The following is a 15,087-nucleotide window of genomic DNA, read 5'->3' as shown; positions in this document are numbered from 1 at the left end:
AACGCCACCGTCGAAACAGTTTAGAACGTTTCCCACTCCGCCGTGGCGGCCGCCGCCTTCGACGTGGCGGCCAGACGCAAGGTCGGCTTGATCGACTTGGCGGGCTTGGCGGGCGAGCCCAGCGGCCGGCGCGCGGCGGCGACGATCGGTGCCGCCGGCCGTGCCGCCGCCGCGCTGTCGATGCGGAACACGCTGACCACCTCGGCCAGTCCGCCGGCCTGCTCCTGCAGCGAGGCCGCAGCGGCGGCGGCCTGCTCGACCAGCGCGGCGTTCTGCTGCGTCACGTTGTCCATCTGGCTGACCGCCGTGTTGATCTGGTCGATGCCGGCGCTCTGCTCCTGGGTCGCCATGCTGATGTCGCCCATGATGTCGGTGACGCGCTTGACGCTGGCGACGATCTCGTCCATCGTCGCGCCGGCCTCGGCCACCAGCTTGCTGCCGGCGTCGACCTGGCCGACCGAGTCGCCGATCAACACCTTGATCTCCTTGGCCGCCGTGGCCGAGCGCTGTGCCAGGTTGCGCACCTCGCTGGCGACGACGGCGAAACCGCGCCCCTGCTCGCCGGCGCGCGCCGCCTCGACGGCCGCGTTGAGCGCCAGGATGTTCGTCTGGAAGGCGATGCCGTCAATCACGCTGATGATGTCGACGATCTTGTTGGACGACTGGTTGATCGCCTCCATCGTGGCGACCACGCGGCCGACCATCTGGCCGCCGCGCAGCGCCACGCCGGAGGCGGAGGCGGCCAGCGCGCTGGCCTGGCGCACGTTGTCGGCGTTGGCGCGCACGGTCGAGGTCAGCTCCTCCATCGACGAGGCGGTCTCCTCCAGCGAACTGGCCTGTTCCTCGGTGCGCGAGGACAGGTCGAGGTTGCCGCTGGCGATCTGGGTCGACGCCGTGGCGATGGTGTCGGTGCCCGAGCGCACCTGGCCGACGATGCGCACCAGGCTGTCGTTCATCTCCTTCAAGGCGCCGAGCAGCTGGCCGGTCTCCTCGGTGGTGTGCACTTCGATGCGGCTGCTCAGGTCGCCCGAGGCCACCGTGCGCGCCACCTTGACCGCTTCGTTGAGCGGCCGCGTGATGGTGCCGGTGATGTAGACGGCGCAGCCGATGGCCACCAGCATGGCCAACAACGCCGAGCCGACCATCATGCGCTTGGCCTGCACCAGCGCGTCGCCGCCCTCCTGCACGCTGGCCTTGGCGATGGCGTCGTTCAAATCCTGGATCTTCATCAACGTTGTCTCGGCCTTCAGGAACAGCGGCCGCGACAGTTCGTAATGGCGGTAGAACTCGACGAACATGTCCTTCTGTTTCTGCTCGTCCTGGTTACCCGCCAGCGTGTTCATCAAGCCGACGATCTTGCCGTCGACCGCCTTCCAAGCCTCGAACTCGGCAACGAACTGCTTCCACAGCACGGCCTCCTCCTCGGTCTGCGGCAAGGGCTCGTACTTCTTCCAGCCGGCGTCGATGTGCTTCCAGGCCTGCTGGTGCAGCTTGATCGCCGCGGCGAACTTGTCCTGCGAATGGTAGTCGTTTTCGTAGATCGCCGTGGTCAGCGTGGCCGCCGCCACCGCCGTCTGGCCCTCGCTCATGATCAGCAGGCCCTGGATCGAGGGCAGGCGCACCACGCCGATCTCGTTGACGGCGCCGCCGACGGTGGCGATGCCCTTGTAACCGCTGCCGCCGATGACGGCCAGCGCCAGCATCATGATGGCGACCAGGCTGGCGAGTTTCCATTTGATCAATAAATTATTAAACATCGCTCACTCCCGCTATGCCGCTGCCCGAGGACCGGTCGCCTGGCTAGGCCGCCGGATAGAATTGGAGAGAATCTCCCGCAACTCGAATATGGGCGCTCCCTTGGCCTAGGTCAACAGTTGTCCGCCGGACTGTAGTTTATTTCCAACGGGCAAATAAGCGGCGGGCGGCGGGCCGTCGGACGGGCGCTACGGAATCATCGTGGTGGTGGTGGCAGGGCTGTTGACGGCGACCACGCCGCCCCAGTTGCACATGCACTTGCAGTTGTTGTCGAGCGCTGGGAAACTGGCGATCAGCACGGTCGGCGCGCCCGGCACCCAGGGCGCGGCTGTGGCGGGGATGCAGGGCATCGGCGTGAGCACGCCGAGGGCGGCGGCGGTGGCGGCGATCACCATCGGATTGGCAGGCGAGTTGCACATGCCGAAGGGCATGATGTTGAGCATCGGAACGTGGTCCATGATGGTCGCGGCCGGCGGCCCGTCGGCCAGCACGCAGTTGGTCGGCAGTACCACCAGCGACGACGGCGCCGCGCCGAAACTGCAACTGAGCATCGCGCCCATGGCAACCTGGTTGGCCATCGCATCTCTCCTGTTGGTGGTCGACGAATTCGCGGCAGCCCCATTATGGCCGACAACGGGGCCGCCGCGCCAGCGCCGTCGCGCCGCCGTTCACAGGCAGACCACGCGGTTGCGGCCGGCCCGCTTGGCGGCGTACATGGCGGCGTCGCCGACGGCGATCAGGCGCAGCAGGTCGTAGCCGTGCTCGTCCGAGCAGGCCGCGCCGACGCTGACGGTGTAGTGCACGGCCTGGCCGTCGACCGCCACCGGCGCCCGCTCGACCTTGTCGCGCAGGCGCTCGGCGACGCCGGCCGCGCCGGCCAGGTCGATGCCGTCGAGCACCAGCACGAACTCCTCGCCGCCGTAGCGGGCCAGCAGGTCGAGCGGGCGCAACTCCTGGCGCAGCAGGCGGGTCAGATGGCGCAGCACCTCGTCGCCGACCGGATGGCCGTGGCTGTCGTTGACCTGCTTGAAATGGTCGGCGTCGAGCATCAGCACCGACAGGCTGCGCCCGCCGTGCAGGGTGCGCTGGGCGACGCGGCCGCCCTGCTGCTCGAGCGCGGCGCGGTTCAGCGCGCCGGTCAGCGGGTCGAGCGTGGACAGCCGGCGCAGCTGCTCGGCGTAGCGCCGCGTCACCATCATCACCATGCCGAAGGCGACGCAGACCTGGGCCAGCGCCGTCGCCAGCAGGCTGAGGTCCAACGGCAGCGCGCCGCGGCCGGCCGGCGGCAGCGGATACAGGACCAGGTAGACGCCGCGCGCGCCCAGCGCCAGCCCCAGCGCGGTGAAGCCGAGCACGCTGATGGCGACGCTGCGCCAGTCGGCGTGGCGCAGCAGGGTGGCGGCGCACAGCCAACACAGGGCGCCGAAATAGAAGCCGCTCAGGCTGAGCCGTACGCGCAGGCTGGGCTCGACCACGCTGAAATAGCCGGCCAGCGCCAGCGGCACCGCGACGATCAGGGCCACCCGGCTCCACGCCAACGGCTCCGCGCAGAACAGGCACACGCCGCGCAGGATCAGGCCCATGCCGAGCGCCATGACGCCGTAGCTGAGCACGCCGTGGACCAGCTGCGGCAGGCCGTCCATCGCCGAGACGGCCAGGCCGGCGCAGGCCGTCACATTGCCCAGCGCCCACAGGCGCTGCTCTTCTACGGAATCGGTGTAGAAGGCGGCGGCCAGCAAGAGCGCCGTGGTCAGCAGCGTGATGCACACTTCGACCAGCAAGAGGGTCTCTGGATTGAGCACGGCGTTTCCCTGGGGCGCGATGCCCCAATGTAGCGCAGCGGCGGCGGCAAGGCAATCGCCGCCGGCGTGGTGTTGCCAAACAGCAAAAAGGGCTCCCACGGGAGCCCTTCCTTAGCCGGCGGTAGCCGGCGGCGACACGCTGTGTCTTAGGCGGCCTTGCGGCGGCGCGCCATGAAGCCCACCAGACCCAGGCCAGCCAGCAGCATGGCGTAGGTTTCCGGCTCAGGCACCGGCGAAGTTGGCAGGTAAGGCTTGTACGGCTCGAAACCGATCTCGACCTTGGTGGTCATCGCCTTGGCGATGATGTTGCCTTCCAGGTGGCCGGAGCCGGCACTCAGCACGGCGTTGTTGGCCAACACGGTGCCGTAGGCGTAGGTCGACATGCTGATGTCGGTGGCGTTGACCAGGTTGTAGATCAGGCGATCGCGCATCGATACCATCTGGCCGGTTTGACCGCCGGTGAAGCTGACCATGCCGCCGCCAGTGACGTTAATAACGACGTTGGCGGTGGACTTGACGTTCTCCAACACCAGGTTGCCCAGCTCGCTGGAATTGACGTTGAACACCTGCAGGTCGGAGCTGTTGTCGCCGGTCAGGTAGATGCCGCCCCATTTCAGTTCGACGGTGCCGTTGGCGGCCGTGTTGTTCAGATCGGCCGACAGCTTGGTCAGCTGGGTCTTGGCGGCGGCGAAGTCGATCACGCCGGTTTGCTGGCGCAGGTCGTGGTAGTCGCTGGAGCCGACCTTGGTGCCGCCGTACACGCCGTAGCCGGTTTCCTTCTTGTATTCGGTGATCGGGCCTTCGCTGGCGTTGGTGTTCACCTTGGTGGCCGGGCCGGTGAAGATGTCGCCGCTGGTCAGGTGCACATTGCCGCCTACCACCAAGCTAGGACCGGTGACGCCGTATGGCGTGCGGTAGCCGACCGACAGGCCGCTGGTGTACAGGTCGCCGCCGACGGCCAGGCGGCCCTCGACATCGACCACGGTGGTGACGTTGTTATAGAAAAAACCGCTGTAACCGGCGGCCGCGCCCAGATCGATGGAGGACACGGCGGCTTGGGCGGAACACAGGACGGAGGTGCCCAGCAGTACGGGCAGGAGACGGGCAACGAATGTGGTTGGAGTCATGGTATCTAATTGGTACTGTTGCTGGTTTTTGGGAAGAAACACGCTGAACACGCTGCTTGCTGCGTTTGACAGGACGAATTATAGCTCAAAGACAATATGTATTTTCACAAAAACAAGAAATATTTTTAGAGGACAATACCAATACAGTACCGAATATTGCCATTTCCCCTATGAAAACAAGCTGTATAGTCGAGTGACAGAAACACAACCATCATACCACTGCGGCAATACATTCGCCGATTCCGCGATGGTCGGCCCGGCACCACGAGCAGCTGAGGGCCGCGACGCGGCCGAAGTTCTGCCGTACACTTACTCTTTAGCAAAGATTGAGCGCCCCATGGCCTACCCGATAGAAAACAAGCTGGTCATCGGCATCGCCTCGAGCGCGCTGTTCGATTTGACCGAGTCGCACCGCGTCTACCTCGAGCAAGGCGCCGAGGCCTACCGCAAATACCAGGAGCAGCACCACGACAGCGTGCTGGGCAAGGGCGTCGCCTTCCCCTTCATCCGCCGCTTCCTCGGCATCAACCAGCATTTCGCCCGCCAGGCGCCGGTCGAGGTGGTGCTGCTGTCGCGCAATTCGCCCGAGACTGGACTGCGGGTGATGCGCTCGATCGCCCATTATGGGCTGGACATCTCGCGCGCCTGCTTCGTCACCGGCCAGTCGCCCTACACCTACCTGCCCGCCTTCAACGCCGCGCTGTTCCTCAGCGCCAACGAGGAAGACGTGCGCATGGCGCTGGAGGCGGGCCTGCCGGCCGGCCTGGTGCTGCCCTCGCGCACCGCCGACGAGGAGCCGGACGGCGGCGACGGCGCCGAGCTGCGCGTCGCCTTCGACTTCGACGGTGTGATCGCCGACGACGAGTCGGAGACCGTCTTCAAGCGCAACAACGACGTCGCCGAGTTCCACGCCCACGAGCGGACCCATGTCGCCGTGCCGCACCAGCCGGGGCCGCTGGCCGATCTGTTCCAGAAGCTGGCGCGCATGCAGCGCCTGGAGGAGCGGGCGCTGCGGCGCGATCCGGCCTACCGCAAAATTTTGCGCATCGCCATCATCACGGCGCGCAACGCCCCCTCGCACGAGCGCGTCGTGACGACCTTGAAAAGTTGGGGGGTGTCGGCCAACGAGACCTTCTTCCTGGGCGGCATGGACAAGGCGCGCGTGCTGCGCATCTTCAAGCCGCACATCTTCTTCGACGACCAGCTCAGCCACCTGAAATCGGCCGGCGGCACGATCCCGATGGTGCACGTGCCGTTCGGCGTGGCCAACCGGCGGGCGCCGGCCAAACCCAAAGGCGCAGAACCAGGGTCAGACCCTAGGGTCTGACCCTAAATAATCGCCGCCGGGGATGACGCTCAGACCTGGTGCATCCAGTGGTGGCGGTCCTCGACGGTGCCGTGCTGGATCGCCAGCAGGGCCTCGCGCAGGGCCATCGTCACCGGGCCGTTCTGGCCGTTGTTGATGCTCAGCTCGAAGCCGTTGGCCTTGGCCTTGCCGACCGGCGTGATGACGGCGGCCGTGCCGCAGGCGAACACCTCGGTCAGGCGGCCGGCGGCGACGTCGTCGCGCCACTGCTGCACGGTGAGCTTGCGCTCGCTCGACTCGTAGCCCAGGTCGCGCGCCAGCTCCAGCAGGCTGCGCCGGGTGATGCCGGGCAGCAGGGTGCCGGTCAGCTCGGGCGTGACGATGACGCTCTTGCCCTCTTCCTGGTAGACGAAGAACAGGTTCATGCCACCCATCTCCTCGATGTAGCGGCGCTCGACGGCGTCCAGCCAGACCACCTGGTCGCAACCCTTTTCCTGCGCTTGGGCCTGGGCCACCAGGCTGGCGGCGTAGTTGCCGGCGCACTTGGCCTCGCCCGTGCCGCCCGGCGCGGCGCGCACGTAGTCCTCGCTGATCCACACCGTGACCGGCTTGACGCCCTGCGGGAAGTAGGCGCCGGCCGGCGAGGCGAACAGCACGAACAGGTATTCGTTGGACGGCCGCACGCCAAGGAAGGCGTCGGTGGCGATCATCAGCGGACGCAGGTACAGGCTCTCGCCGACGTTCTTCGGCACCCAGGCGGCGTCCAGATTGATCAGCAGGTCGGCCGCCTCCATGAACAGGTCGACCGGCAGGTCCGGCATGGCCAGGCGGCGCGCGCTGCGGTTGAAACGCTCGGCGTTGGCCTCGGGACGGAAGGTCTTGATGCTGCCGTCCGGCTGCGAGAAGGCCTTGAAGCCCTCGAAGATGGCCTGGCCGTAGTGCAGCGCCGAGGCCGACGGGTCCAGCATCAGCGGGCCGTAGGCCTTCACCTCGCCCTGCTGCCAGGCGCCGTCGCGGTAGGGGATCACCACCATGTGGTCGGTGAAGGTGCGGCCGAAGCTGAGCACGCGCAGTTGCTCGGCACGCTCGGCGTCGCTCAGCGGGTGGGTCGATGGGGTGACTACAAAGCGGGGAGTGGTGGTCATGGCGGGGTTCCGATAGTTCAGTATCGGCCATGATACCAAGTTTTGTCGTTTCCGTAGCGGCCGGCCGCATCGCCGCCCCACGTGGCGCGGAGGCTTCGTCTATAATGTGCGCAGCGGCATTGCCACTCTGGGCGGTGCGCTTAACCGTTCAATCTGTGTCAGCGCCTGCATGTCCTTCGACTTAAAAAAATCCCTCCCCAAACCCGGTAACCGCTACGCCCTGCCCGCCCTGTACGGCTCGGCGGACGCCTACGCGCTGGCGCTGTCGGCGCTCGAACTCAAATCGCAGGGCCGCATGCTGGCCGTGGTGGTGGCCAACGCCAGCGACGGCCAGCGCCTGCTCGACGAAATCCCTTGGTTCGCCGCCGGCCAGCTGCGCTGCCACCTGCTGCCGGACTGGGAGACGCTGCCCTACGACGCCTTCTCGCCGCACCAGGACCTGGTGTCCGAGCGCCTGGCCACGCTGCACGAGATCCAGAACGGCCAGTGCGACGTGATGATCGTGCCGGCCACCACGGCGCTGGTGCGCATGGCGCCGCCGTCCTTCCTGGCCGCCTACACCTTCTTCTTCAAGCAGGGCGAAAAGCTCGACGAAGTCCGTCTGAAAACCCAATTGACCCTGGCCGGCTACACCCACGTCTCGCAGGTGATGTCGCCCGGCGAGTACTCGGTGCGCGGCGGCCTGCTCGACCTGTTCCCGATGGGTTCCGCCCTGCCCTACCGGCTCGACCTGTTCGGCGACACCATCGAGACCATCCGCACCTTCGACGCCGACACCCAGCGCTCGCTGTACCCGGTGCGCGAGGTGCGCCTGCTGCCGGGCCGCGAATTCCCGATGGACGAGCCGGCCCGCACCACCTTCCGCAACCGCTGGCGCGAGCAGTTCGAGGGCGACCCGTCGCGCTCGGTGGTCTACAAGGACATCAGCAGCGGCATCGCCTCGGCCGGCATCGAGTACTACCTGCCGCTGTTCTTCGAGCAGACCGCGACGCTGTTCGACTACCTGCCCGAGGGCGCCGCGCTGGCCCTGGTGGGCGGCATCGACGGCGCCATCCAGCGCTTCTGGGCCGACACAGGCTCGCGCTACCGCTTCCTCAAGGCCGACCGCGAGCGCCCCATCCTGGCGCCGGAGGCGCTGTTCCTCAGCGAGGAGCAGTTCTTCACCCTGGCCAAGCCCTACTCCCGCCTGGTGCTGACCCGCGACGCCGAGGCCGGCGCCTCCGAGCTGTCGGCGCCGGTGCCCAACATCGCCGTCAACCGCCACAGCGAGGACCCGCTGACCAATCTGCGCGCCTACCTGCTGCAGAGCGGCCGCCGGGTGATGGTCTGCGCCGAGTCGAACGGCCGGCGCGAAACGCTGCAGCAGTACTTCACCGAGTTCGACCTGGCGTTGACGCCGGTCGAGGGCTATGACGGCTTCCTCGCCAGCGACGCCAAGCTGACCCTTGGCGTGGCGCCGCTGCACGCCGGCTTCGAGCTGTCGGTCGACGGCCAGCAGCTGATCTTCATCACCGAGACCGAGCTGTACGCCGGTTCCGGCCGCCGCGTCGGCAAGAAGAAACAGGAAGGCGTGACCCAGGTCGAGTCGATGGTGCGCGACCTGTCGGAGCTGAAGATCGGCGACCCGGTGGTGCACATCAACCACGGCATCGGCCGCTACATGGGCCTGACCAGCATGGACCTGGGCGAGGGCGAGACCGAGTTCCTGCACCTGGAGTACGCCAAGGACAGCAAGCTGTACGTGCCGGTGTCGCAGTTGCACGTGATCTCGCGCTACTCCGGCGCCTCGCCGGAGGACGCGCCGCTGCACACGCTCGGCTCGGGCCAGTGGGAAAAGGCCAAGAAGAAGGCCGCCGAGCAGGTGCGCGACACCGCCGCCGAACTGCTCAACCTGTACGCCCGCCGCGCCCTGCGCCAGGGCCACAGCTTCGAGTACTCGGCGCACGACTACGAGCGCTTCGCCGACAGCTTCGGCTTCGACGAGACGCCCGACCAGGCCGAGGCGATCCGCAACGTCCTGAAGGACATGACCTCGGGCAAACCGATGGACCGCCTGGTGTGCGGCGACGTCGGCTTCGGCAAGACCGAGGTGGCGCTGCGCGCCGCCTTCATCGCCGTCATGGGCGGCAAGCAGGTGGCCATCCTGGCGCCCACCACCCTGCTCGCCGAGCAGCACGCGCAGACCTTCGCCGACCGCTTCGCCGACTGGCCGGTGCGCATCGCCGAGCTGTCGCGCTTCCGCACCGGCAAGGAGATCACCCAGGCCATCAAGGGCATGAGCGACGGCACGCTCGACATCGTCATCGGCACCCACAAGCTGCTGTCGGGCGACGTCAAGTTCACCCGCCTCGGCCTGGTCATCATCGACGAGGAGCACCGCTTCGGCGTGCGCCAGAAGGAGGCGCTGAAGGCCTTGCGCGCCGAGGTCGACGTGCTGACCCTGACCGCCACGCCGATCCCGCGCACGCTGGGCATGGCGCTCGAAGGGCTGCGCGACTTCTCCATCATCGCCACCGCGCCGCAGAAGCGCCTGGCGATCAAGACCTTCGTGCGCGGCGAGAGCGAGGCGATCATCCGCGAGGCCTGCCTGCGCGAGCTCAAACGCGGCGGCCAGGTGTACTTCCTGCACAACGAGGTCGAGACCATCCAGAACCGCATGGCCATGCTGACCGAGCTGCTGCCGGAGGCGCGCATCGCCGTGGCCCACGGCCAGATGCACGAGCGCGATCTGGAGAAGGTGATGCGCGACTTCGTCGCCCAGCGCTACAACATCCTGCTGTGCACCACCATCATCGAGACCGGCATCGACGTGCCGACGGCGAACACCATCATCATGCACCGCGCCGACAAGTTCGGCCTGGCCCAGCTGCACCAGTTGCGCGGCCGGGTCGGCCGCTCGCACCACCAGGCCTACGCCTACCTGCTGGTGCACGACGTGCAGACGCTGACCAAGCAGGCGCAGCGCCGGCTCGACGCGATCCAACAGATGGAAGAGCTGGGCAGCGGCTTCTACCTGGCCATGCACGACCTGGAGATCCGCGGCGCCGGCGAGGTGTTGGGCGACAACCAGTCCGGCGAGATGCACGAGATCGGCTTCCAGCTGTACTCGGACATGCTCAACGAGGCGGTGCGCGCGCTGAAGAACGGCACCGAGCCGGACCTGGCGGCGCCGCTGGCCTCCACCACCGAGATCAACCTGCACGTGCCGGCGCTGCTGCCGGCCGACTTCTGCGGCGACGTCCACGAGCGCCTGTCGATCTACAAGCGCCTCGCCAACTGCGCCGAGCAGCACAAGATCGACGACATGCAGGAGGAGCTGATCGACCGCTTCGGCAAGCTGCCCGACCCGGTGCGCGCGCTGGTCGAAACGCACCGCCTGCGCATCGCCGCCAAGACCGTCGGCATCATCAAGATCGACGCCCACGGCGAGGCGGCCACGCTGCAGTTCATGGCCAAGCCGCCGATCGACCCGATGCGCATCATCGAGCTGATCCAAAAGAACCGCCAGATCAAGCTGAACGGCCAGGACAAGTTGAAGATCACCGTCGCCATGCCCGACCTGGCGGCACGCGTCAGCCAGATTAAAACCGCGATCAAACAGTTGACCGCCTAAACATTAGAACAAGCAGCCATGAACACAGCAAAGAACACCACCATGAACCTGGTCCTGCAAGGCCTGGACGACTGCAAACCGCGCCTGGAGCGCATCGCCGCGCTGGCCGCGCCGGTCCGCCTGACCTGGCTGAGCGAGCGCGCCGTGCGCTGCGAGGACATCAGCTACTCGTCCGGCCTGCGCCAGACCATCGAGGTGGCGGCCCACGCCGCCCAGCTCGACGCCACCTACATGATGGGCCGGCACCGGCTGGACCAATTCAAGCTGGTGGCGATGGACATGGACTCGACCCTGATCACCATCGAGTGCATCGACGAAATCGCCGACATGCAGGGCCTGAAGGCGCAGGTGTCCGAGATCACCGAGGCGGCCATGCGCGGCGAGCTGGACTTCGCGGCCAGCCTGGCGCGCCGCGTCGCCCTGCTCGAGGGCCTGGACGCCGGTGCCCTCGAGCGCGTCTACGAGGAGCGCCTGCGCCTGTCGCTCGGCGCGGAAAACATGCTGGCGGCGGTGCAGGCGGCCGGTTTGAAGACGCTGCTGGTGTCGGGCGGCTTCACCTTCTTCACCCAACGGCTGAAGGCGCGCCTGGGGCTGGACTACACGCATGCCAACGAACTGGAGATCGTCGACGGCAAGCTGACCGGCCGCGTCATCGGCACCGTGGTCGACGCCGAGGAGAAGAAGCGCACCGTCGAGCGCGTCTGCGCCCAGCTGGGCATCCGCCCGGAGCAGGCCATCGTCATGGGCGACGGCGCCAACGACCTGAAGATGATGGGTATCGCCGGCCTGTCGGTGGCCTTCCGCGCCAAGCCGGTGGTGCGCGAGCAGGCCAGCGTAGCGCTCAACTTCGTCGGCCTGGACGGCATCCTGCCGCTGCTCAGCTAGCGTAGCTTCCCTGCGGCGCGCGCACAGGCTTGCCAACATTGCTATACTGGTAAGCCTGACCGCCCGCACCGAGGAGCACGACCATGTCCCAAGAGATTGTTTTCGACACCCGCCTGGATTCCGCCAAGAACCTGGCCTGGTGGCTCTACCTGATCCACGCCGTCAGCTTCCTGTTCTCGCTGGGCGCCTTCTCCTTCATTCCGCTGATCATCAACTACGTCAAGCGCGGCGAGACGGCCGGCACCTTCGTCTACAGCCACCACAGCTGGCAGATCCGCTCGTTCTGGTGGTACGTGGTGTGGATGTTCGTCGGCTTCGTGCTGTTCATGACCATCATCGGCATCCCGCTGGCCTGGCTGGTCTGGATCGGCGCCTGGCTGTGGAAGGCCTACCGCCTGATCAAGGGCATCTCCGACCTGAACCGCAACGAAGCTATACCTGGCTGAGACGCCATCCGCCGCAGTGCCATCGCCTGGGCGCCGCCGCGCCCATGTACTACCTCGACCATAGCCAATCCCACACTGATGAATTTTCTGACCGAGCATTTCCTTACCGTCCAATCCAAGGTTCCCGCCAGCGATCCCGGCTTCAGCGCCCTCGTCGTGCGCCACGGCGCCCCCCTGTTCGAGCTGCACCACGGCGTCGCCTGCATGGAGCTGGGCGTGCCACTGAGCGGTCGCTCGCGCTACTACATGGGTTCCGAGTCCAAACAGTTCACCGCCGCCTGCATCCTCGACCTGGTGCGCCAGGGCCGCCTGTCGCTGGACGAGGACGTCCGCGCCCGCCTGCCGGTCATGCACCGCATCGACACGCCGGTGCCGCTGCGCAACCTGCTCAACCACAGCAGCGGCATCCCCGACTACCTGCCCTATCTGGACCTGCAGCTGGGCCGGCACGAGAGCAACTACTTCGACAACCCGCTGGTGCTGCAACTGATCGAGAAGTTCGACGAGCTCGACTTCGCGCCCGGCACCCGCCACGACTACAGCAACAGCAACTACCAGTTGCTGGCCCAGTTGATCGAGGTGGTCGGCGGCACGCCGCTGGCGGCCTACGCGCGCCGGCTGGTGTTCGAACCGCTGGCGATGGCGGCGACCGACTTCGACGTCGACCGCCAGGCCGTCCTGCCCGACCGGGTGCGCAGCTACAGCCCGGACCCGCTGCGCCCGCGCGGCTACAAGCAGCACCTGGGCAACGCCAACACGGTGGGCGACGGCGGCCTGTACTCCTGCACCGACGACCTGCTGCTGTTGGAGCGCGACTGGCACCGCCAGTACGCCGCGCCGGACAGCCTGCTGCACGCGCTGCTGCAGGAGTCGCACGACAACGACGGCGCCTTGTTCTCCTACCGCTACGGCTTGGAGTGCCTGAACCACGAGGGCATGGACTACGTGTTCCACAGCGGCTGCCTGTGGGGCTTCAACACGCTGATCCTACGCGTGCCGAGCGCCGGCCTGTCGGTCATCCAGCTGAGCAACAACGACCTGCTGGAACCGGACCAGCCGGCGCTGCTGCGCGCCATCGCCGCCGACCTGGCGGCCGAGGCCGAGACCGAGACCGAGACCGGCGTCGAGGCTTGACGCGCCCCCGGCTAGCCGATATATTGAGCCCATGAACTTCCTCGTGCTCAACACCACTACCACCACCACGACCGCCACCGGCGGGCCGTGAGGAGAGTGCGCGTCAGCGAGAAGTGATTCCCCCCAAGGCCCCGCCAGCGATGGACGGGGCCTTGTCATTTCCCTCGTCCCTGCCGGCTCACACAGACAGGAACAACACCATGCAAGCAGCACCATCGTCCCCCTCCTCCGCCCTGCTGATCGTCGACATGCAGCAAGGCTTGTTCAACGGCGCCGAACGGCCCCACGAGGCCGAGCGCCTGCTGGCCAACGTCCAGCTGCTGATCGGCAAGGCGCGCGCGGCCGGCGCGCCCATCTTCGCCGCCCGCCACACCGGACCGGACGGTTCGCCCATCGCCGCCGGCAGCGCGGCCTGGCAGCTGCTCGCCGCGCTCGACCTCGACCCGGCGCGCGACAAGGTCTTCGACAAGCGCCGCCCCAGCTGCTTCCACGGCACCGAGCTGGCGCGCCGGCTGGCCGAGGCCGGCGTCGGCGAGCTGCACGTCGCCGGCCTGAAGACGCAGTACTGCATCGACACCACCTGCCGCGCCGCCGCCGACCTGGGCCTGAAGGTGGTGCTGGTGGCCGACGCCCACAGCTGCATGGACACGCCGGCACTGCCGGCCGGCGCCATCATCGCCCACCACAACGCCACCCTCGACGGCCCCTTCGCCACGCTGCGCGCGGCGGCCGACTGCGACTTCTCAAGCTAGGCTGCAAAGCGGCGCGCCAGGTGATATGCTCACCCGGCGTTGCAACAATTCAATTTCACTACCGAAATCCGAGAACCAGGAGCCCTGCCGACATGACCCCATTGCACATTCCCACTCCCCTGCTGGAACACCGCGCCCTGTCGGCGGCGCTGGACAAGCGCGTGCTGCTGAAGATGGAGAACAGCCAGCCGTCCGGCTCGTTCAAGCTGCGCGGCATCGGCCTGCTGTGCCAGCGCGCCGTGGCCGCCGGCGCCGACCACCTGGTCTGCCCGTCGGGCGGCAACGCCGGTTTCGCGGCGGCGGTGGCCGGCGTGGCGCTGGGCGTGCGCACCACCATCCTGGTGCCGCAGACCACCTCGGCGGCGGTGCGGCAAAAGATCGCCGACATCGGCGCGACGGTGATCGTGCACGGCGCCGTGTGGGACGAGACCAACCTCGAGGCGCAGCGCCTGGCCGGCGCGCCCGGCGCCGTCTACGTGCCGCCGTTCGACCATCCGGACATTTGGGAAGGCAACGCCAGCATGATCGACGAGGCCGTCGCGCAGAGCCGCGCCATGGACGCCGAGTTCGACGTGGTGGTGTGCTCGGTCGGCGGCGGCGGGCTGATGTCCGGCGTGCTGCAGGGCCTGCACCGCCACGGTTTGGCCAAGGTGCCTTTGATCGCCGTCGAGACCGAGGGCGCGGCCTCGCTGCGCGCCTCGATGCGCGCCGGCGCCCTGGTCAGCCTGCCGGCCATCACCTCGCTCGCCACCACGCTGGGCGCCAAGCGGGTCGCCGCCGAGGCCTACGCCTGGACCGGCCGCCATAGCGTGCTCAGCGTGGTGGTCAGCGACGCCCAGGCGGTGGCCGCCGCGCGCCGCTTCGCCGACGATATGCGCGTGCTGGTCGAGCCGGCCTGCGGCGCGGCGCTGGCGGCCGGCTACGAGCGGGTGGACGAGCTGGCGCGCTTCCGCCGGCCGCTGTTCATCGTCTGCGGCGGCATCGGCGTCGACCTGGCCGCGCTGGCGGCCTAGGGCCATCTTTGGCTGGGCCTGCTTGTTCCACATCAAACCCGACGCTATCGCGCATTACTAGAATGGTTCCCACGCCACCGTGATTTCCCTGGCGCGAGTTCACTCGTCC

The 15,087-nt window shown here is 67.5% G+C and carries 12 protein-coding genes; 7 read left to right on the top strand and 5 right to left on the bottom strand.

Annotated features, from left to right (window positions below; genetic code table 11):
- Positions 1–20 precede the first annotated feature (20 nt).
- The 4 genes from BM252_RS16705 to BM252_RS16690 form a co-directional block, all read right to left on the bottom strand.
- Positions 21–1,757 carry a methyl-accepting chemotaxis protein gene (locus BM252_RS16705; protein ID WP_093388802.1) on the bottom strand — a complete coding sequence of 579 codons (1,737 nt, stop codon included), beginning with the start codon at positions 1,755–1,757 and terminating at the stop codon, positions 21–23.
- 186 nt (positions 1,758–1,943) lie between these two features.
- A complete protein-coding gene (locus BM252_RS16700; protein ID WP_093388801.1) occupies positions 1,944–2,333 on the bottom strand; it encodes a DUF4280 domain-containing protein in 390 nt (129 codons plus the stop codon).
- Between the two features lie 90 nt (positions 2,334–2,423).
- Positions 2,424–3,557 (bottom strand): GGDEF domain-containing protein, encoded by a 1,134-nt coding sequence (locus BM252_RS16695; RefSeq protein WP_245774300.1) that lies wholly within the window; start codon positions 3,555–3,557, stop codon positions 2,424–2,426.
- 146 nt (positions 3,558–3,703) lie between these two features.
- Positions 3,704–4,606 (bottom strand): choice-of-anchor A family protein, encoded by a 903-nt coding sequence (locus tag BM252_RS16690; RefSeq protein ID WP_245774299.1) that lies wholly within the window; start codon positions 4,604–4,606, stop codon positions 3,704–3,706.
- A 415-nt stretch (positions 4,607–5,021) separates the two neighbouring features.
- On the opposite strand from BM252_RS16690, the gene BM252_RS16685 reads away from it, so the two are divergent.
- Positions 5,022–6,011, top strand: a complete 990-nt coding sequence (locus tag BM252_RS16685; protein ID WP_093388798.1) for a 5'-nucleotidase — start codon at positions 5,022–5,024, stop codon at positions 6,009–6,011.
- A gap of 29 nt (positions 6,012–6,040) precedes the next feature.
- Here the strand turns inward: BM252_RS16685 and BM252_RS16680 are convergent, their stop codons facing one another.
- Positions 6,041–7,135, bottom strand: coding sequence for a branched-chain amino acid aminotransferase (locus BM252_RS16680; RefSeq protein ID WP_093388797.1), 1,095 nt, complete (start codon positions 7,133–7,135; stop codon positions 6,041–6,043).
- Between the two features lie 169 nt (positions 7,136–7,304).
- On the opposite strand from BM252_RS16680, the gene mfd reads away from it, so the two are divergent.
- The 6 genes from mfd to BM252_RS16650 all read left to right on the top strand — a co-directional run bounded on the left by mfd (position 7,305) and on the right by BM252_RS16650 (position 14,978).
- A complete protein-coding gene (gene mfd / locus BM252_RS16675; protein ID WP_093388796.1) occupies positions 7,305–10,748 on the top strand; it encodes a transcription-repair coupling factor in 3,444 nt (1,147 codons plus the stop codon).
- Positions 10,749–10,790: 42 nt separating this feature from the next.
- The gene (serB, locus tag BM252_RS16670) at positions 10,791–11,633 is read left to right on the top strand and encodes a phosphoserine phosphatase SerB (RefSeq protein ID WP_093388839.1); all 843 of its coding nucleotides are present in this window, start codon (positions 10,791–10,793) and stop codon (positions 11,631–11,633) included.
- Between the two features lie 83 nt (positions 11,634–11,716).
- Positions 11,717–12,079, top strand: a complete 363-nt coding sequence (locus BM252_RS16665) for a DUF4870 family protein (RefSeq protein ID WP_093388795.1) — start codon at positions 11,717–11,719, stop codon at positions 12,077–12,079.
- A gap of 78 nt (positions 12,080–12,157) precedes the next feature.
- Complete coding sequence (locus tag BM252_RS16660) at positions 12,158–13,213, top strand: serine hydrolase domain-containing protein (RefSeq protein ID WP_093388794.1); 1,056 nt, start codon at positions 12,158–12,160, stop codon at positions 13,211–13,213.
- 200 nt (positions 13,214–13,413) lie between these two features.
- Positions 13,414–13,965: a cysteine hydrolase family protein gene (locus BM252_RS16655; protein WP_093388793.1), complete on the top strand. Its 552-nt coding sequence runs from the start codon at positions 13,414–13,416 to the stop codon at positions 13,963–13,965.
- A gap of 92 nt (positions 13,966–14,057) precedes the next feature.
- Positions 14,058–14,978 (top strand): pyridoxal-phosphate dependent enzyme, encoded by a 921-nt coding sequence (locus BM252_RS16650; protein ID WP_093388792.1) that lies wholly within the window; start codon positions 14,058–14,060, stop codon positions 14,976–14,978.
- The last annotated feature ends 109 nt before the right edge of the window (positions 14,979–15,087 follow it).

The organism is Rugamonas rubra, assembly GCF_900114705.1.
Taxonomy (GTDB): domain Bacteria; phylum Pseudomonadota; class Gammaproteobacteria; order Burkholderiales; family Burkholderiaceae_D; genus Rugamonas; species Rugamonas rubra.
Note: the sequence above shows the minus strand (reverse complement) of the source record. Positions and strands in the feature narration are given on the sequence as shown.

What these genes read in the sequence shown, in the direction of transcription:
- BM252_RS16700 (WP_093388801.1), bottom strand. Translation starts at nt 2,333, where the DNA reads ATGGCCAACCAGGTTGCCATGGGCGCGATGCTCAGTTGCAGTTTCGGC.
- mfd (WP_093388796.1), top strand. Translation starts at nt 7,305, where the DNA reads ATGTCCTTCGACTTAAAAAAATCCCTCCCCAAACCCGGTAACCGCTAC.
- BM252_RS16660 (WP_093388794.1), top strand. Translation starts at nt 12,158, where the DNA reads ATGAATTTTCTGACCGAGCATTTCCTTACCGTCCAATCCAAGGTTCCC.
- BM252_RS16705 (WP_093388802.1), bottom strand. Translation starts at nt 1,757, where the DNA reads ATGTTTAATAATTTATTGATCAAATGGAAACTCGCCAGCCTGGTCGCC.
- serB (WP_093388839.1), top strand. Translation starts at nt 10,791, where the DNA reads ATGAACCTGGTCCTGCAAGGCCTGGACGACTGCAAACCGCGCCTGGAG.
- BM252_RS16650 (WP_093388792.1), top strand. Translation starts at nt 14,058, where the DNA reads ATGACCCCATTGCACATTCCCACTCCCCTGCTGGAACACCGCGCCCTG.
- BM252_RS16665 (WP_093388795.1), top strand. Translation starts at nt 11,717, where the DNA reads ATGTCCCAAGAGATTGTTTTCGACACCCGCCTGGATTCCGCCAAGAAC.
- BM252_RS16680 (WP_093388797.1), bottom strand. Translation starts at nt 7,135, where the DNA reads ATGACCACCACTCCCCGCTTTGTAGTCACCCCATCGACCCACCCGCTG.
- BM252_RS16685 (WP_093388798.1), top strand. Translation starts at nt 5,022, where the DNA reads ATGGCCTACCCGATAGAAAACAAGCTGGTCATCGGCATCGCCTCGAGC.
- BM252_RS16655 (WP_093388793.1), top strand. Translation starts at nt 13,414, where the DNA reads ATGCAAGCAGCACCATCGTCCCCCTCCTCCGCCCTGCTGATCGTCGAC.